Raw genomic sequence first — 15687 nt, forward strand, 5'->3', positions numbered from 1 at the left:
GTTAACAGTGTATTAATACCCGGCGGGGCGGCAGGGGTCTAGCTTGCACGCCGTCGGGCACATGTCTTTCGCCGCGGAAGGTTAATGTCGGTCGATTTTGATTTGTGCGATGCACAAATATATTGCAATGCACAACGAAATCGCCTATATAGACATCATCTGAAACGGGTGCCTCATGAGAGGGCCCAAACCAAGGAGCGCTGATCATGGCTACCAAGAAAACAGAAGATGCCTTTTCGCTGGCTGCATTCGACCCGACAAAGGTGACCGAGACCTTCCGCGATTTCGCGGAAAAGGGTGCCGCCCAGTCGAAGGAAGCCTATGCGAAGGTGAAGACCGCCGCCGAAGACGCGACGAAGACCGTTGAAGCAACGCTCGAAAGCGCCCAGTCCGGCACGGTCGAACTCGGCCTCAAGGCGATCGAAGCCCTGCGCACCAATGCCGAGAACTCGCTCTCGCATCTGGAAGCGCTGCTCGGCGTCAAGTCCGTTTCCGAATTCTTCGAATTGCAGACTGCCTTCATTCGCAAGCAGGCAGAGCTTGCCGTTGAGCAGGCGAAGTCGATGCAGGAAGCCACCCGCAAGGTTGCCGAAAACGTCACGAAGCCCGGCAAGGATGCCGCCGAAAAGGTCATCTCCGGCTTCAAGAAAAACTGATTTTCGCCAGTGCCGGTTTGCCGGTTCGGCTCAATCAAGAGAACCGGGTGATCCGTCACCCGGTTTTTTCACATCAAACGGCAAGTTATGTCTTGCAAAAAATACGGACTGCCCGTATTTGACCCGGAAAGCGGCACCGGACAAAGTTTCGTGTGTCACTCTTATGTGCGGTTGTAGCTCAGTTGGTTAGAGCGCAGGTTTGTGGCACCTGAGGTCGGAGGTTCGAGACCCCCCAACCGTACCATTTTCTTTTAGCGATATCAGTCACTTACGTGATGTTGCTGTAGCTAATGAGTCCTAATTTCAAGTCCGTTGTATGATCCATACCGTCGCCCTACCGAGTGCTACGGGTCAGACAGGGCAAGGCTTTGTCCACAGAATGTCATTTCATGCCGTCGAATCGCTTTGCAGGCGGGATGATACCGCCTGATCCCAGTCCGGCCTGCATGTCGACCTCCACAAGCCGTGATCCCGCTGGACGCGCTGCCGGCGAGCTGGCTCTCCTCTCGCTCGGTATCGCATCAACCCTTGAGAACTGTATGGCTGCCGGCGCACAGGCGGTAGCCGAGGGCCGCGAACCCCGCGCAGCTCACAAATATGCTTGTGAACTTGAAGCAGCCCGCGAACTTGGCCGCGTAGCAATTCGTGCCGTTCGCCATGTCTGTTGGACTTGCGCACCCCCATCTGAAGGAAAGCCGACAATTTCGATGAAGGAACGCCCTCGGTCCGGGCCAATTGGTCAAAAAAGGCCCGGCACCAAGGTGCCGGGCAGTGAGCAGGGTTTTGGCAATCCCTGCGGGGAAACGAATTGCTTGCTCGATCAACACGCGGCCATGGGGTCTGCCGGGACCGTGAAGGTGATCCGGCTACGGCGCCCCTTGGGGAGCAACTATCGGGCAAAGGCGCCGGCCGACATGCCCTCACCGGCGTGCCGCTTGCTTTGGCGGATCGAGGTGTTCATCCAGATCAACGAAACCGCCACGATCGCGAAGAGCAGCATGAAACAGCTAGACCAGAGACCAGTCACGTCTTTGAGGAAGCCGAAGGCGATCGGCAGGATGAAGCCGCCGAGGCCTCCCATCATGCCCACCACGCCGCCGACGGCGCCGACATGGGCGGGGTAATAGGCGGGAATGTGCTTGTAGACGGCTGCTTTGCCTAGGCTCATGCAGAAGCCGAGCACGAAGATCACGCCGACGAAGACGATCGGAGTGACGATCGGCATGCCAACTCCAGCCCCACCCGCGGGCACGGAAAGAATGAGCGTTGTGACTGCCGCCACGGCGAACATGGCATACATGATCTTGCGCGCGCCGATCTTGTCGGAAAGGGCGCCGCCATAGGCGCGGAAGATGCTGCCGGGGATCGAATAGGCCGCCGCAATCATGCCCGCCGTCTCGATGCGAAAATCGTAGACGCCGACGAGGTAACGCGGCAGCCAAAGGGCGAGCGCCACGAAGCCCCCGAAAGCGAAGAAGTAGTAGAGAGCGAAACGCCAGACCTGGATGTTCTTGAGCGGTTCGAATTCGCTGAGGAAGCGCTTACGCGACCCGCCGCAATTGCGGCGAACGCTGAACTGTGGGTCGTCTTCAGTCGTGAACCAGAAGACAACCGCGGTCAGCAAGAGCACGCCAGCCCAGACTTCAGCGACGACCTGCCAGCCGAAGGGAACCAGAAGCAGCGGCGCAAGGAACTTGGTCAACGCCGCGCCGACATTGCCGGCGCCGAACACACCAAGCGCGGTGCCCTGCTTTTCCGGCGGGAAGAAGGGCGACACATAAGCGACACCGACAGCAAAGGAGCCACCGGCTAAGCCGACGCCGAGGCCGGCGAGCAGCATCTGAGGATAGGTGGTCGCATGAGCGAGCAGGAAGGTGGCAAGTGCCGCCGCCAGCATGGTGACGGTGTAGACGAGCCGACCGCCATAGCGGTTGGTCCAGATACCGAGGACGATGCGGATCAGCGAGCCGGTGAGGATCGGCATGCCGATCAGCAGGCCGAATTGCACTTCGCTGAGGCCAAGCTCCTCTTTGATGCGCACGCCGATGATTGAAAAAATCGTCCACACGGCAAAACAGATGGTGAAGGCACCCGTGGAGACCCACAGGGCACGGGCCTGCTCCTTTGCAGATATCTTCTGGGTCTGGTGAAGAACGGACATTGCTTCTCCCGGCGCGTCGCACTGCGCCATTCAATCGTTGATGCTGGAAATGCCACGAACAACGCTCGCTCATCAGCGATCAGCGCGTCGATCTTGTTTGGCAACTTTGCTTCTGACGCGCGACATTGGGCGTCACCGGCGGTCTCTGCTCGGGCTTGTCACTATGAAGGCAAGCGACGTGCCAGATGGAGAAAATTTGATCTCGATGTAAATTCAAATATTTAGCCAGACAGTCTTTAATCGGGCTTTGTAAGGTGGCCAAATAATAGCCTATTTCGGCGGCATTGCTCAATTAGTTGCGGCGTCTAGACACCATGACTGAGGCGGTTCAGCTGACCGCGCTCAGCAAGGAGCTGCGGGGTTGATCCACCTCGGCGCGGTTTCCGAGGCAAAGTAGGTTGTTTCCCGCCAGCAGCGTCCAATCGCACAATCTCGCATGGGCGAAGATTCTCCGCTGAAACGCTTCGTCGCGTGTCTCCTGGTGGAGGAACGAATAGCTTTCTGGAGCCCGTACTCGGCGCCAACGACCCAGGCCACCGCCGAATATGCGTCACGAGCACTGAGAATGACCCCGGTGACGAGGTCGCAAGCGTGCAGCTTGCTATTGATCGCGAAGTTACACAACGCGAGCATCCTGGGCGAGTCCGGCGTCTCCAGAGGAAGGCCAAACATGCTTCGGCAGGGGTGGCCGCTTCTGCCCAACTGATGGCCCAAAGAGTCCCAGCCTGTCGCCCTTCGAGTGAGTTGCAAGACGTCTCAGAGACGCTTCTGGTCGCCGTTGGGCAACAAACCCTGGTGTGCATGGCGAGGCGACAAGGCGCTCCAGACCAGTGATACAGCAGCGGCATGTATTGCCAAATGCAGGTAGGCCGCTTTCTGGATGAACCTCGCCCAAACGCTTCTGGATGAGGATCACTTGAACTGTAAGGGAATCGCTATGCCGCGTTTTGCCGCTTCTGCGGCCAGACGCGCGAGCGTGCCGGCGGCAATCGGAATTCCGTCCTCGATCCGTTTTTCCGCCAGGTCAAAACCGCGCTCCCCGGGCAATCGGACTTGGTCGACGCCCTCTGCCGGCGACAGGGACCGGATTGCGCCGGCAAGCTGTTCGATTTCGTCTTCGAACGGGATGTCCAATCCGAATGCTCTCGGATCGATCGCGATAACCAGGCCGTTGAAGCCTGCGTCCCGCTTTTCCTTAAGGGCAACGGAGATGAGCGGATTGCCGCCGAGAAGGCTGACGAGCACCTCAATCATCAGCGATAGGCCTGATCCCTTGGGTCCAGCCATGGGTAGCACGGCTTTGACCTGCGCCGGGTCGGTCGTCGCAACGCCGTTGGTATCGACTCCCCAATCCGAGGGAATGGGCTTTCCTGCATCCCTGGCGGCCATAACCTTGCCAAGCGCCACGGCAGCCGTCGACATGTCGAGAAGGATGGGGCGATCCCGGTTGTTGCCGGGCGCGGCGATCGACAGGGGATTGGTCGAAACGCCTTCGCCCCGGGATCCGTGATAGACCATCAAAGGCTTGGACGCCGACATGACGATGCCGATCATGCCGGCCTTTGCTACTCTCTCGGCGAAATAGCCGACCGCCCCGGCATGGCTGGTGCGCATGATGGAACAAAGGCCGATTCCGAATTTCCCAGCAAGACCCACCGCTTTGTCAGCCGCCAGGGCCATGCCGGCGGCCCCCGGTGCACGATCGCCGTCGATAACGGCGATTGCCCCGAACTCACGTGCGAGCGCCGGTTTGGCATCACCCTTGACGATCCCGAGTTCGGCCATTTCGATATAACGCGGGATACGCAGCACGCCATGGGAATCGGCGCCGCGCAGATTGGCCCAGACCAGCAGTTCTGCGGTCTGGCGGGCGTAATCCGGCCTGAAGCCGCCCGCTTCCAGAAGAGAGGCGGAAAAGGCTTCAAGTGCATGCCGCGGGATCAATTTTCTCGCCGGGGCCGCGTTCATGACGCACCGCCGAGCGGAGACGGGAAGAATTTGTCGAGCCAGCCCTTGACCATCATTTTCGTGCGCGGCGCGTCGTTGGGTGCGAGCGGGAAATGCGCGGTCGTGTCGATCAGCATCAGTTCGCTCGGCTGGCCCGCCTTCTCGAACATCCGGATGGATTCGATGGTCGGCGTGATGATGTCATTTGCCGTGTGGAACAGAAGGAGCGGGCGCGGCGCGATATTGGCCACCACATCGTCAGCGCGGAAGTTATACATGGACCAGGCGGTTTCCACCGGAATTTCCATGATCGCCTTGGGCGAGAGGTTCTTGCGCAGATGTTCGGGGATCGGCACGGCGTCGAAGCGCGACATCCACAGGCTTTCACCGGTTTCCTGCTTGTGCTTGCGGCCGTTTTCAAGAATGCCGATGAACTTTTCCCAGGATTCCTGGGTGGGATGCTGGCCGCGGAACTTGCGCTCGCCATTGCCCCAGCCGCAGGAGGAAAGGCAGCAGGCAAAGCGGTCGTCGACACCGGAGGCATAGACCGACACCGCGGCGCCGAAGCTGTGGCCCGTGATGCCGATGCGCTTCGGATCGACTTCCTCGCGCTCGGCGAGGAAGGTCAGCGCGTTCTTGGCGTCGGCCACCTGGTCGAAGCAGCGAACCTGGGCGCGTTCACCCTCGCTTTCGCCGCATGAGCGGAAATCGAACCGCAGCGCGACATAGCCGAACGCTTCCATCATCTCGGCCTGGATCTGCGCGTGGCTTTCATCCTTCGAGCCGACAAAGCCGTGGCAGACGATAAAGGCCGGTAGCGTCTGGCCAGGCTTGCGTCCGTCCGGAACATGAAGAACGGCCGAAAGTTTCAGGCCATCGGACATGAAGGTCAGTTTTTCCTGCATAGTCTTATACCTCGGTCTGGATCAGACGATCTTGGCGAAGGGATGGAAATATTCGCGCCATTCGAGCGGCGCGGGCGTGCCCCAGACATTCATGTCGCGGACATTGCCCGGGCGGTCGAGATTGGTGATGACATTGGGGGTGAAGTCGGCGTCATCGGCGATATGGGCCATCACGCCCGAGCACTCGATCATCATGCCGCTGGCATCGGTGTAATAGGCATAAGTGTTGTCGCCGGGGCGATGGCGGCCGGGGCCCCACATCAGCTGCCGGTCGAACCGGTCGAGAATGTCGCCGAGGCGCAGATACTGGTTGAATTCCAGGAACTCGAAGGACACGTGATGCAGGCCGGCGGCGGCGCCCTTGACCAATCCCAAGACGTGGTGCTGGCGATTGCCGCCATACATCCAGCCCAAGGCGTCATTGACCATGCGTTCTGACAACCGCATGCCGCCGATCGCTTCGAGCTGGGCGCGGGTGACTTCCGGATTCGGGGTGATCAGGTTGATGTGATCGATCCGGTTCGGGCCGACGCCTCTTGTCGGATAGCGCCGGCCATAGGTCTTGTTACGGATCGGGGTGTGTATTTCAAAGCGCAGCCCTTCCGGCGTCGCGAAGGTCACGCCTTGGGCGATGCAGTCGAGGCTCGGTTCGTGAGACAGTATCCGGCAACCGGCGCCTTTGACGCGGGATGCTGCCTCAGCCACCAGCTCCGGCGTCAGCGCCTCCAGCCCGATCGTATGGGCAGAGTTTTCGGTTGCATGAACCAGAACGAGTTCCGCGGCCCGCCCGTTCGAACTCAACCAGGTTTGGCTGGTGTCTTGATGCGTGACGTGCAGGCCGAGAATTTCGGTTGCATCACGAATAACAGCCTCTGGATCGGTGACATTGACCTTCATGTGCCCGACGGCGTGCACGATGTGCGTCATGATTTCCTCCCTTGAATGCACTGAAGATAGGCTCTTACCGTTCTGATATCGCAAATATCCGACAATCGCAACATATTTCGAAATAAAATAAAATATCGAAATTATAACCAGACGTCGCTCTCGGCCGCCACGTCGTTGCGGAGCGTTCCAATTTTCTCGATCTCCACCTCAACGACATCGCCGACACTCAGGAAGACGGGCGGCTTGCGCGTTGAGCCGAACCCCGATGGTGTGCCGGTGACGATGACGTCGCCTGGCTCGAGAACGGTGAATTGGCTGATGTAGGAAATCAGAAAGGGGATGGAAAAGATCAGCCGGCTGGTGTTGTTGCTCTGCCTGACTTCCCCGTTCACCCGCGTCGTCAGGGCGAGCCCGGTCGGGTCAGGCAAGTCGTCTGTCGACACCATCCATGGTCCGAAGCCTGCGGTCCTGACGAAATTTTTCCCCGGCGTGAACTGGGTCGAGTGCTTCTGCCAGTCGCGCACGCTGCCGTCGTTGAAACAGGCATAACCGGCGACGTGAGAAAGTGCATCTGCCTTGGCGATCCGCCGGCCCGTACGCCCGATGATGACGGCCAATTCGCCCTCGTAGTCGAACTTGTCCGAAATGTCCGGTTTCGGCAGTGGCTCTCCGTGTCCCGTCTGTGATGCAGCGAAGCGGGAGAAGAGCAGTGGAAACCCTGGCTCGTCTCTCTCCTCTTCACCGGGCTCACGATAGTTGGTGGCGACGCACAGAACCTTTGAGGGACTGGGGATGATCGGAAGATAGCGGATTGCATCGAGCGTAAAGTCGGGCTCAAGACCCGTTTCCGACCCGAGGCGCGAAAAATTTGCTGCGATGTAGGCGGCGAGGTCCGGCAGGCCGCTCCGTTTCCCGAGGTCCGCGACGGCATCGTTCACGATGCAGCCGTAGCGCGCCTGCCCGTTGTGCATGAAACTCAAGTAGCGCAAACTGGGCCTCCATATTTTCGAAAATATACGGATTATCGTAAACATCGGCCGCAAACGCATGGCAAGGCAAAAATCCGGTGCGATGACAAAAAATTTCAACAACATTGATTTTTTTCGAAATTTTTTGTACTTAAGCGTGACAACTTTCGTGCAGAGCGCGTGTCGGCGACTTAAGGAGAAGCACTTGGAAACTCAGAAGACGGGTGGAGAAACAAGAGCCGGCGACGTGCTGCAGCGCATGCGGCTGGACATCATCAATTGTGTCTTGAAACCGGGCGAGAAGCTGCGCTTCGAGGCGCTCAAGACCATGTACAACGTGAGTTTTTCCACGCTCCGTGAAGCGCTGTCGCGGCTGGCAGCGGAAAGCCTGGTCGTTTCGGAGGGGCAGCGCGGCTTCATGGTCGCGCCCGTTTCGATCGCCGATCTCAATGATTTGACGGATGTACGTGTTCTCGTCGAGCGCGAGGCGTTGGCCAAGGCGATCGGCAATGGCGACGATCGCTGGGAAGCCAATATCCTGTCGACCTATCACCGCATGGACAAGCTGCAGCAGCGTCTGGGCCGGGAATACTATCTCTCGGAGGAATGGAGCGCCGTGCACGGCGAATTCCATTATTCTCTGGTTGCGGCGTGCAGGTCGCCGGTGCTGCTCGAAATACGAAGCAAGTTGTTCGAGCGCGCGCATCGCTACCGGCGTATGTCCTCCCAGTTTCGCACCCAGTGGCGCGAGAAGGGCGCCGAGCACAAGATGATCGCGGACGCGGCTCTGGATCGCGATGTGGAGAGCGCGCTTCGACTGATCGACCGTCATATCCGCGAGACGAGCGAGAATGTCATCGAGCATGCCGGCCATCTTTTCCCCGATCGCAAGACGGGGCTTCCCTTCAAATCCAAACGTTTCGAAGACGCAGCCCAATAAGAAAGCGCCTCGCGATTCCGCGGCTGGTTGAAGCTCCAAACCCAGGCGAACAGGGTCGGGGCCGATACTCCTATTGTCGAACAGGAGCGATGATCGGGGGGCTTTTCGCAATTCTGAAAAAGTGGGCCATCGTCAGATGAATCGCAAATTTTACGAAAACAGTTGAAATTTCGAAAATTCTCGGTTACGAAAACACTCAGGCGGAGGAGCGCCAGATCCAATCCCAGGGTCTTTTTGGTTTTCGTATAGGAGGAGGAATTCATGTCCATTCCGCAGACAATGACCGCTGCGCGTATGCACAGCGTCGGCGGCGAGTTGAAACTCGAAACGCTCGAGACCCCGAAACCCGGCGACATGGATGTGCTGGTCCGCGTAAGAGCCTGCGGCATCGTGCCCAATCTCGGCAACATCCTGGCCAACTGGACGACGTGGTTTCCGCACATGCCGCTGCCGCCGCTTCCTGCCGTCTTCGGCCTCGATCCGGCGGGTGAAGTTGCGGCGGTCGGCCGGCAAGTGCACGGATTGAAGCCCGGTGACCGGGTCTATGTGAACCCGGGCAGAAGCTGCGGATCATGCCGTCACTGCCGTCGTGGAGACTCCATCTCCTGCAAGCACTATGCGTTTCAGGGATATTTTGGCTTCTCCGAACATGCCATGCAAACCTTTGCGGACTATCCGATTGGCGGCCTGAGCGAATACATGGTCGCGCCCGTTTCCGCGATCGTGAAGATCCCGGAAAATATGGCCTACGACCAGGCCGCCCGCCTCGGCTATCTCGGCACGGCTTATTCGGCGCTCCGGAAGGTCAATGCGGGTCCAGGCGATACAATTCTTGTCAACGGCCTGAGCGGAACACTTGGCATTGGGGCTGCAATCTTTGGCCTGGCCATGGGCGTCAACAAGATCCTTGGCACCGGGCGCGACAAGAAGCTTCTGGAAGAGATCAAGGCGCTGGCGCCAAATCGCATCGAGGTCTTCTCCATCGACGACGGTAGTGTCACCGATTTCGCGATGACGCACACGGATGGCGAAGGCGTTGACGCCTTTCTTGACTGCCTCGGTCCGGGCGGGCTGCACGAAACGTTCCTGCAGGGCCTGCATAGTCTGCGCCGTGGCGGTATCGCCGTCGATATCGGCGCAATTGCTGGTCCCGTGAGCATCGACGTTCACCGCTTGATGGATCGCAATCAACGCCTTTACGGGTCGGCGTGGCTCACCACGGCCGAAGGCCAGGAGATGGCTGACATGGTTGCTTCCGGCGTTGTCGATCTGTCTATTTTGGAAACGCAGAGCTATCCGCTTTCAGAGGTCAACAAGGCGATTTCCGGCATCGCCCAGCGCCACGGCGGCTTCTCGAACTACGTAATCTGCCCCTGAGTTTCAAAAAAGCCGTCGGGGTTGCCTTTGGTGGGCAACCCCATCCAAATGACCGATGACGTGGGAGGATGTCATGACTTTCAGACGCGTGGTAACCGCAAAAAATTCTGCCGGCAAAACCATTGTTGTCAGCGATGGGGTGTCACCCCGCGAGCTGGCGCTCCGGCACACGCCTGGCTTCATTTCCGCGCCGATCTGGTCTGTAGGGAGCGTTCCGACGCTGCCGTATGACGGCAAGGATCCGATGGCAGACAACGGAACCTTGCTCCAGCCGGCCGGCGGCTCGACCTTCCTCGTCGTCACGTTCCCGCCGGACTCGGTGATGATGTCGACCGACTTCCGGCCGGAGCTTGCCGGCCCGGAACATCTTGCCGCGGCTCCCGGTATCGCGGAAACGTTCGAAATGGAAAATCCCGGCATGCACACCACGCCGACACTGGACTACGGTATTGTCCTCAGCGGCAGGGTGACCCTGGAGCTCGATGATGGCGCGACCGTCAATCTGAATGCGGGAGACACATTCGTCCAGCACGGCGCGCGCCACGCCTGGCGCAATCCGAGCAGTGGGCCCACAACGGTGGCTTTTGTGCTGATCGGCGCCCAGACCCGGTAAACGCCCGGCTTTGCCAATTGCGGGGCACTAGGCCAAGCCTGATATCGACCAAAGCAGCGCGGCCAATCTTTTCTCGAAGATCAGCCGCGGTCAGGAAGCGTTTCTGCGTCACTGACCCGGTCGGACACAACTTCGCGGGCGACGTCGGCCAATAGCTGCCGGGCCCAGCGATGCAGCCCGGAGCGGTGCGTGCGCTCCGTCCAATAGATGTCGATCTCGATCGGCGTATGGATCGGGAAGCTGCGGACGGCGAGCGTATCCTGATAGGCGCTGGCGAGCCGGTTCGGAATTGTTGCAACCAGATCCGTTCCGACGATCATCAGCTCCAGACTGTCGTGGCTCGGAAGCGTCAACTGCGGCTTCAACGCAATATCGCGAGCCCTCAGGGCTTCGAAATAGAGCGCCTGCCATTGGCCGTTGTGCGTGATGGCCACATGAGCGGCCTCCCGGTAGCGCGCGAGCGTCAATTCTCCGTCTGCCAACGGATTCTTCCGGTCCATGACGCAGGAATAGTGGTCGACAAACAATCGCCGACGGAAGTAGCCTTCGCCCAGGATGCGCACGGGCCCGAGCACGATGTCGGCGATATTTTCCTTGAGCTGCTGTTTTCCGTTTACGGCCGATTCCAGAATGTTGAGAAGGGCGTTGGGGGCTTCCTGGCGCATGGCTTTCAGGAAGGCCGGCACCAGAAGAAAACGTTCATGGTGATTGCAGGACAGCGTCACCGAGCCTTCCGCTGTCATGGGATCGAATTCGGAAGGGACGGCAATCGCAAGCATGCGGTTGACGATCTCACGCGCCTGCGAAACGAGTTCGCCGCATTTTTCCGTTCCGGTGATCTGGTTGCCCTGCCGCACGAACAGGGGGTCGCCGAATGCCTTCCGCAGCCGCTCGATTGTATAGCTCGCGGTGGACTGGCTGACGCCGAGATGCGCCGCTGCCGCGGAGAAGGACCCCGTGTCGTGCACGGTGACAAGCAGTTGCAGTGATCTGATGTCAATCTGCGCCAGCTCTTCCGGGATCACTTTGCCTCTCCTAGTCATCGAAATATTCGATGACATCCATCGTATCCATCCAATTGTCAGAATGGAAGTGCGGTATTACGATTCATGAAAGTTCATTGCTTGGGAGGGCAATATGGGAGTGCAAGCCACCATTGAGGAGACCCCGTCAGCCGTACCGGCCATTTCGGACGTGACGTTTGCCGAGTTGTTGAGCGACCCCTATCCCACTTTCAAGCGTGCCCGCGAACTGGCTGCCATCGTCCGGATCGAGGCCGCCAATATCATGATCGCTACGCGCTATGAGGACATCATGGCGATGGAGCGCGACGCAGAAACATTCTCCTCTGTCAATCCGCAGTCGCTGGTCAACAAGGTCATGGGCCATACGATGATGCGCAAGGATGGCGAGGCGCATGCCCGCGAACGCAAGGCGGTCGAACCGGCTTTGCGCCCCGGAGCGGTCAAATCCTGCTGGGCGCCAAAGCTTGAAGCCATTCTTGACGACGTGATGGCCGGCTTCGAGACAAACGGTGAGGCCGACCTCTTCACCGCGCTCGCAGCCCCCATGGCAGGCCGGGCGCTGGCGGCAGTCCTCGGTTTTCTCGATGTCGATTGGCAGACCATGGCGCTCTGGTCACAGTCGCTCATCGACGGCGCGGGCAACTATTCCGGCGATCCGGAAATTTCCCGCAAGGCAGCCGAGGCCGCCGGCGGCGTGGAACAGGCGATCGACGGCGCGCTCCCCTATCACCGGGAAAATCCGAATATGTCGGTTCTTTCCTCGATGATCCATGCGGATGATCCCCATACGATCGATCAGATCTACGCCAACATCAAGGTGGCGGTTGGCGGCGGCTTGAACGAGCCGCGCGATTCCATCCTGACCCTTGTTCTCGGTCTGCTGGAAAATCCCGACCAGCTCGAGAGGGTCAAGGCCGACCCCAATCTCTGGCCGGTGGCGTTCGAGGAGTCCGTCCGCTGGATCTCGCCGATCGGCATGTATCCGCGCCGCGTGACGCGCGACGTCATCTTTTCCGGCGTGCAGCTGCGGGCCGGTGACCAGATCGGCCTTTGCGTTGGTGCGGCCAACCGCGACGACAGCCGTTTCGAGGATCCGGACCGTTTCAACGTCTTCCGCGAAAAGAAGTCGCATCTCGCCTTCGGCGCCGGGCCGCATTTCTGTGCCGGAACCTGGGTTGCGCGCCACATGGTCGGCCGTCTCGTCGTGCCGAGACTGTTCGAGCGGCTCAAGAATTTGCGGCTGCGCGACCGCGCCGATGTGCATATCCAGGGCTGGGTTTTCCGCGGCCCGACCACGCTCCCGGTCGCCTGGGACGTCTAACAGGAGGATATCATGCCCAACATCACATTCATCCTTCCCGATGGGAAGGAACAATCCTGCACGGCCAGAGAAGGCCTGAGCCTCATGGAAGTCGCACTCCAGAATGCGGTGCCCGGCATCATCGCCGAATGCAACGGTTCGGCAGCCTGCGCCACCTGTCACATCATCCTCGATGATGCGTTGGCATCCTTGGTTCATCCGATCAGCGAGCATGAGAACGACATGCTGGACTTTACCGCCGCCCCGCGCGCACCCGGCAGCCGCCTGAGCTGTCAGATCAAGGTGGACGGGCGCCTGGACGGTGCAACCGTCCGCATTCCAGCCGAGATGTAAGCTGATGATCAAGAAGATAGTCATCGTCGGTGCGGGGCAGGCGGGTTTGGCCGCAGCCGCAAAGCTGCGCCAGGAAGGTTTTCAAGGCTCGATCACCATGCTTGGCGACGAGAACGCGATGCCGTATCAGCGCCCGCCGCTCAGCAAGGCCTATCTCCTGGGACAGATCGAGGCAGAGCGTCTGTTTTTTCGGAACAACGATTTCTTCCACCAGCAGAACATCGGCATTTCTCAGAATGAGCCGGCGTTGGAGATCGACAGGGCTGCAAAAGACGTGGTGACCGCACATGGCCGGCATGGCTACGACCAGCTCATCCTCGCGACAGGCGCCGGCCCGATCAAGCTGCCTACCTCTATGGCCGAGGGTATCGGCAATATCTTCTACCTCCGCAACAAGGCTGATGCGGATCGTTTGCGCCCCATTCTGAGGGAAGGCGCGCGGCTTCTCGTCGTCGGCGGCGGTTATATCGGCCTCGAGGTTGCAGCGGCCGCGCGGCAGGTCGGAGCCGAGGTGACGCTTGTAGAGATGGCACCGCGCATTCTCAACCGGGTCGCAGCCGAGCCGACCGCGTCGTATTTTCGCCGCTTGCACAGCTCCCAGGGCGTCGACATCCGCGAAGGCACCGGGCTGGCCGGGCTCAAGCCGGACGGTGCAGCCATCATGGCCACATTGGCGGACGGGCCAAAGCTCACCATCGATGCGGTCGTGGTCGGCATCGGCGTGCGCCCGAATGCGGCACTTGCCGAGGCGGCAGGACTGGCAACCGACGGCGGTATCGTCGTGGACGAATTCGGCAAGAGCTCCGATCCCTCGATCTGGGCCGCCGGCGACTGCGCATCCTTTTCCTATGAGGGCGAAAGAACCCGCATCGAATCCGTGCCGCATGCCATCGACCAGGCCGAACATGTCGCCCGCAATATTCTCGGGGCCGAGCTGCCCTATTGTCCCCGGCCCTGGTTCTGGTCGGATCAATATTCGACCAAATTGCAGATTGCCGGCTTCAACCGCGGTTATGATCGCGCGACCGTCTCCCACGGCATTGCCGAAGGCAGCATGACCGTTTCCTATTTTCAGAAAGAACGGCTGATCGCGGTCGACTGCCTCAACGATGCACGCAGCTTCATGCTGGCAAAACGTCAGCTTGGCCTCTGATCCCGTGTTCAAGGTTCAGCCATTGCCGCAATGTCGAACCGTTAGTCCGCCAAGGCTTCAATTCTAGTCAGCCCGCGTCTGGGCCGGTCCATTGGCCGGCCAGACGTACAGGTTGCACCGTTTGCAGTTCAAGGAGAGGTCGTGCCCGCGCCGCCCGTCAGAAAAACGCCTGGATGCCGGTCTGCGCGCGGCCGAGGATCAGGGCATGGACGTCATGCGTGCCCTCATAGGTGTTGACCGTTTCCAGGTTCTGCGCGTGGCGCATGACATGGTACTCGATCTGAATGCCGTTGCCGCCGTGCATGTCGCGGGCCTGGCGCGCGATATCGAGCGCCTTGCCGCAGTTGTTGCGCTTGACGATCGAGATCATTTCCGGTGCGAATGTGTGCTCGTCCATCAGGCGCCCGACGCGCAAGCTCCCCTGCAGGCCGAGGGCGATTTCCGTCTGCATGTCGGCGAGCTTCTTCTGGTAGAGCTGCGTGCCAGCCAGCGGCTTGCCGAACTGGATGCGGTCGAGGCCATATTGGCGGGCGCGCAACCAGCAGTCCTCGGCGGCGCCGAGCACGCCCCACGAAATACCGTAGCGGGCTCGGTTCAAGCAGCCGAAGGGACCGGCAAGGCCGGAGACGCCGGGCAGCAGTGCATCTTCTCCGACCTCGACGCCGTCCAGCACGATCTCGCCGGTGATCGAGGCGCGCAGCGACAGCTTGCCGCCGATCTTCGGTGCTGACAGGCCCTTCATGCCCTTTTCGAGGATGAAGCCGCGAATCTTGCCGTCATGTGCTTCCGACTTGGCCCAGACGACGAACACATCGGCGATCGGCGCGTTCGAAATCCACATCTTGGAGCCGCGCAGGCGGTAACCGCCGTCGATTTTCTCGGCGCGGGTCTTCATGCCGCCGGGATCGGAACCGGCATCCGGTTCGGTCAGGCCGAAGCAGCCGATGAGCTCGCCCGACACGAGGCCAGGCAGGTATTTGTCACGCTGAGCCTCGGAGCCATAGGCATAGATCGGATACATCACGAGCGAGGACTGGACGCTCATCATCGAGCGGTAGCCGGAATCGATGCGCTCGACTTCGCGCGCGACGAGACCATAGGCGACATAGTTGGCGTTGGCCGCGCCATACTTCTCCGGCAGCGTCACGCCAAGCAGGCCGGCCTTGCCCATGAGCCGAAAGAGCTCGGGATCGGTGTGCTCATTGAGATAAGCTTCCTGGACGCGCGGCAGCAGTTCGGCCTCAGCGAAAGCCGCGGCGGAGTCGCGGATCATCCGCTCTTCGTCGGAAAGCTGGTCGTCAAGCAGGAACGGGTCGTTCCAGGCAAATGTGCTGGTTTGGGAAGCGCTTTTAGCATGGTTGGCGGACACGGATTTTCCCTCGGAAAAGAGTGTAAAGTGG

General features: G+C 60.0%; 14 protein-coding genes and 1 tRNA gene. 8 read left to right on the forward strand and 7 right to left on the reverse strand.

All coding sequences use genetic code 11. The features are described 5' to 3' along the window. The first annotated feature begins 206 nt into the window (after positions 1-206). Both WI754_RS08880 and WI754_RS08885 read left to right on the forward strand, forming a co-directional pair. A complete protein-coding gene (locus WI754_RS08880) occupies positions 207-656 on the forward strand; it encodes a phasin (RefSeq protein WP_349437321.1) in 450 nt (149 codons plus the stop codon). 167 nt (positions 657-823) lie between these two features. Further along, positions 824-900, forward strand: a tRNA-His gene (locus tag WI754_RS08885). A gap of 645 nt (positions 901-1545) precedes the next feature. Here the strand turns inward: WI754_RS08885 and WI754_RS08890 are convergent. The 5 genes from WI754_RS08890 to WI754_RS08910 all read right to left on the reverse strand — a co-directional run bounded on the left by WI754_RS08890 (position 1546) and on the right by WI754_RS08910 (position 7546). Next, positions 1546-2817 (reverse strand): nitrate/nitrite transporter, encoded by a 1272-nt coding sequence (locus WI754_RS08890; protein ID WP_349437322.1) that lies wholly within the window; start codon positions 2815-2817, stop codon positions 1546-1548. A gap of 912 nt (positions 2818-3729) precedes the next feature. Further along, positions 3730-4785, reverse strand: coding sequence for an Ldh family oxidoreductase (locus WI754_RS08895; protein WP_349437323.1), 1056 nt, complete (start codon positions 4783-4785; stop codon positions 3730-3732). After that, positions 4782-5669 carry an alpha/beta fold hydrolase gene (locus tag WI754_RS08900; protein ID WP_349437324.1) on the reverse strand — a complete coding sequence of 296 codons (888 nt, stop codon included), beginning with the start codon at positions 5667-5669 and terminating at the stop codon, positions 4782-4784. Before WI754_RS08900 ends, WI754_RS08895 begins: the two co-directional genes overlap by 4 nt. Before the next feature lie 21 nt (positions 5670-5690). Continuing rightward, positions 5691-6596: a VOC family protein gene (locus tag WI754_RS08905; RefSeq protein WP_349437325.1), complete on the reverse strand. Its 906-nt coding sequence runs from the start codon at positions 6594-6596 to the stop codon at positions 5691-5693. Positions 6597-6697: 101 nt separating this feature from the next. Continuing rightward, positions 6698-7546, reverse strand: coding sequence for a fumarylacetoacetate hydrolase family protein (locus tag WI754_RS08910; protein ID WP_349437326.1), 849 nt, complete (start codon positions 7544-7546; stop codon positions 6698-6700). A gap of 184 nt (positions 7547-7730) precedes the next feature. Between WI754_RS08910 and WI754_RS08915 the strand changes: the two genes are divergently transcribed. The 3 genes from WI754_RS08915 to WI754_RS08925 all read left to right on the forward strand — a co-directional run bounded on the left by WI754_RS08915 (position 7731) and on the right by WI754_RS08925 (position 10455). After that, positions 7731-8465 carry an FCD domain-containing protein gene (locus WI754_RS08915; RefSeq protein ID WP_349437327.1) on the forward strand — a complete coding sequence of 245 codons (735 nt, stop codon included), beginning with the start codon at positions 7731-7733 and terminating at the stop codon, positions 8463-8465. Between the two features lie 261 nt (positions 8466-8726). Further along, the gene (locus tag WI754_RS08920; RefSeq protein WP_349437328.1) at positions 8727-9842 is read left to right on the forward strand and encodes an alcohol dehydrogenase catalytic domain-containing protein; all 1116 of its coding nucleotides are present in this window, start codon (positions 8727-8729) and stop codon (positions 9840-9842) included. A 73-nt stretch (positions 9843-9915) separates the two neighbouring features. Beyond that, a complete protein-coding gene (locus WI754_RS08925; RefSeq protein ID WP_349437329.1) occupies positions 9916-10455 on the forward strand; it encodes a cupin domain-containing protein in 540 nt (179 codons plus the stop codon). A gap of 80 nt (positions 10456-10535) precedes the next feature. Here the strand turns inward: WI754_RS08925 and WI754_RS08930 are convergent, their stop codons facing one another. After that, the gene (locus tag WI754_RS08930; RefSeq protein ID WP_349437330.1) at positions 10536-11480 is read right to left on the reverse strand and encodes a LysR family transcriptional regulator; all 945 of its coding nucleotides are present in this window, start codon (positions 11478-11480) and stop codon (positions 10536-10538) included. Positions 11481-11592: 112 nt separating this feature from the next. On the opposite strand from WI754_RS08930, the gene WI754_RS08935 reads away from it, so the two are divergent. From WI754_RS08935 to WI754_RS08945, 3 genes are read left to right on the forward strand one after another with little or no spacing between them, the layout of a single operon-like run. Further along, entirely contained in the window at positions 11593-12801 is a 1209-nt protein-coding gene (locus WI754_RS08935; RefSeq protein WP_349437331.1) for a cytochrome P450, read from the forward strand. A gap of 12 nt (positions 12802-12813) precedes the next feature. Continuing rightward, a complete protein-coding gene (locus WI754_RS08940; RefSeq protein ID WP_349437332.1) occupies positions 12814-13134 on the forward strand; it encodes a 2Fe-2S iron-sulfur cluster-binding protein in 321 nt (106 codons plus the stop codon). 4 nt (positions 13135-13138) lie between these two features. Continuing rightward, entirely contained in the window at positions 13139-14287 is a 1149-nt protein-coding gene (locus tag WI754_RS08945) for an FAD-dependent oxidoreductase (protein ID WP_349437333.1), read from the forward strand. Between the two features lie 157 nt (positions 14288-14444). Here WI754_RS08945 and WI754_RS08950 read toward each other — a convergent pair whose 3' ends face one another. Then, on the reverse strand, positions 14445-15560 hold the full coding sequence (locus tag WI754_RS08950) for an acyl-CoA dehydrogenase (protein WP_349437777.1): 1116 nt from the start codon (positions 15558-15560) through the stop codon (positions 14445-14447). Positions 15561-15687 lie beyond the last annotated feature (127 nt).

The organism is Pararhizobium sp. A13, from assembly GCF_040126305.1.
Classification (GTDB): Bacteria; Pseudomonadota; Alphaproteobacteria; order Rhizobiales; family Rhizobiaceae; genus Pararhizobium.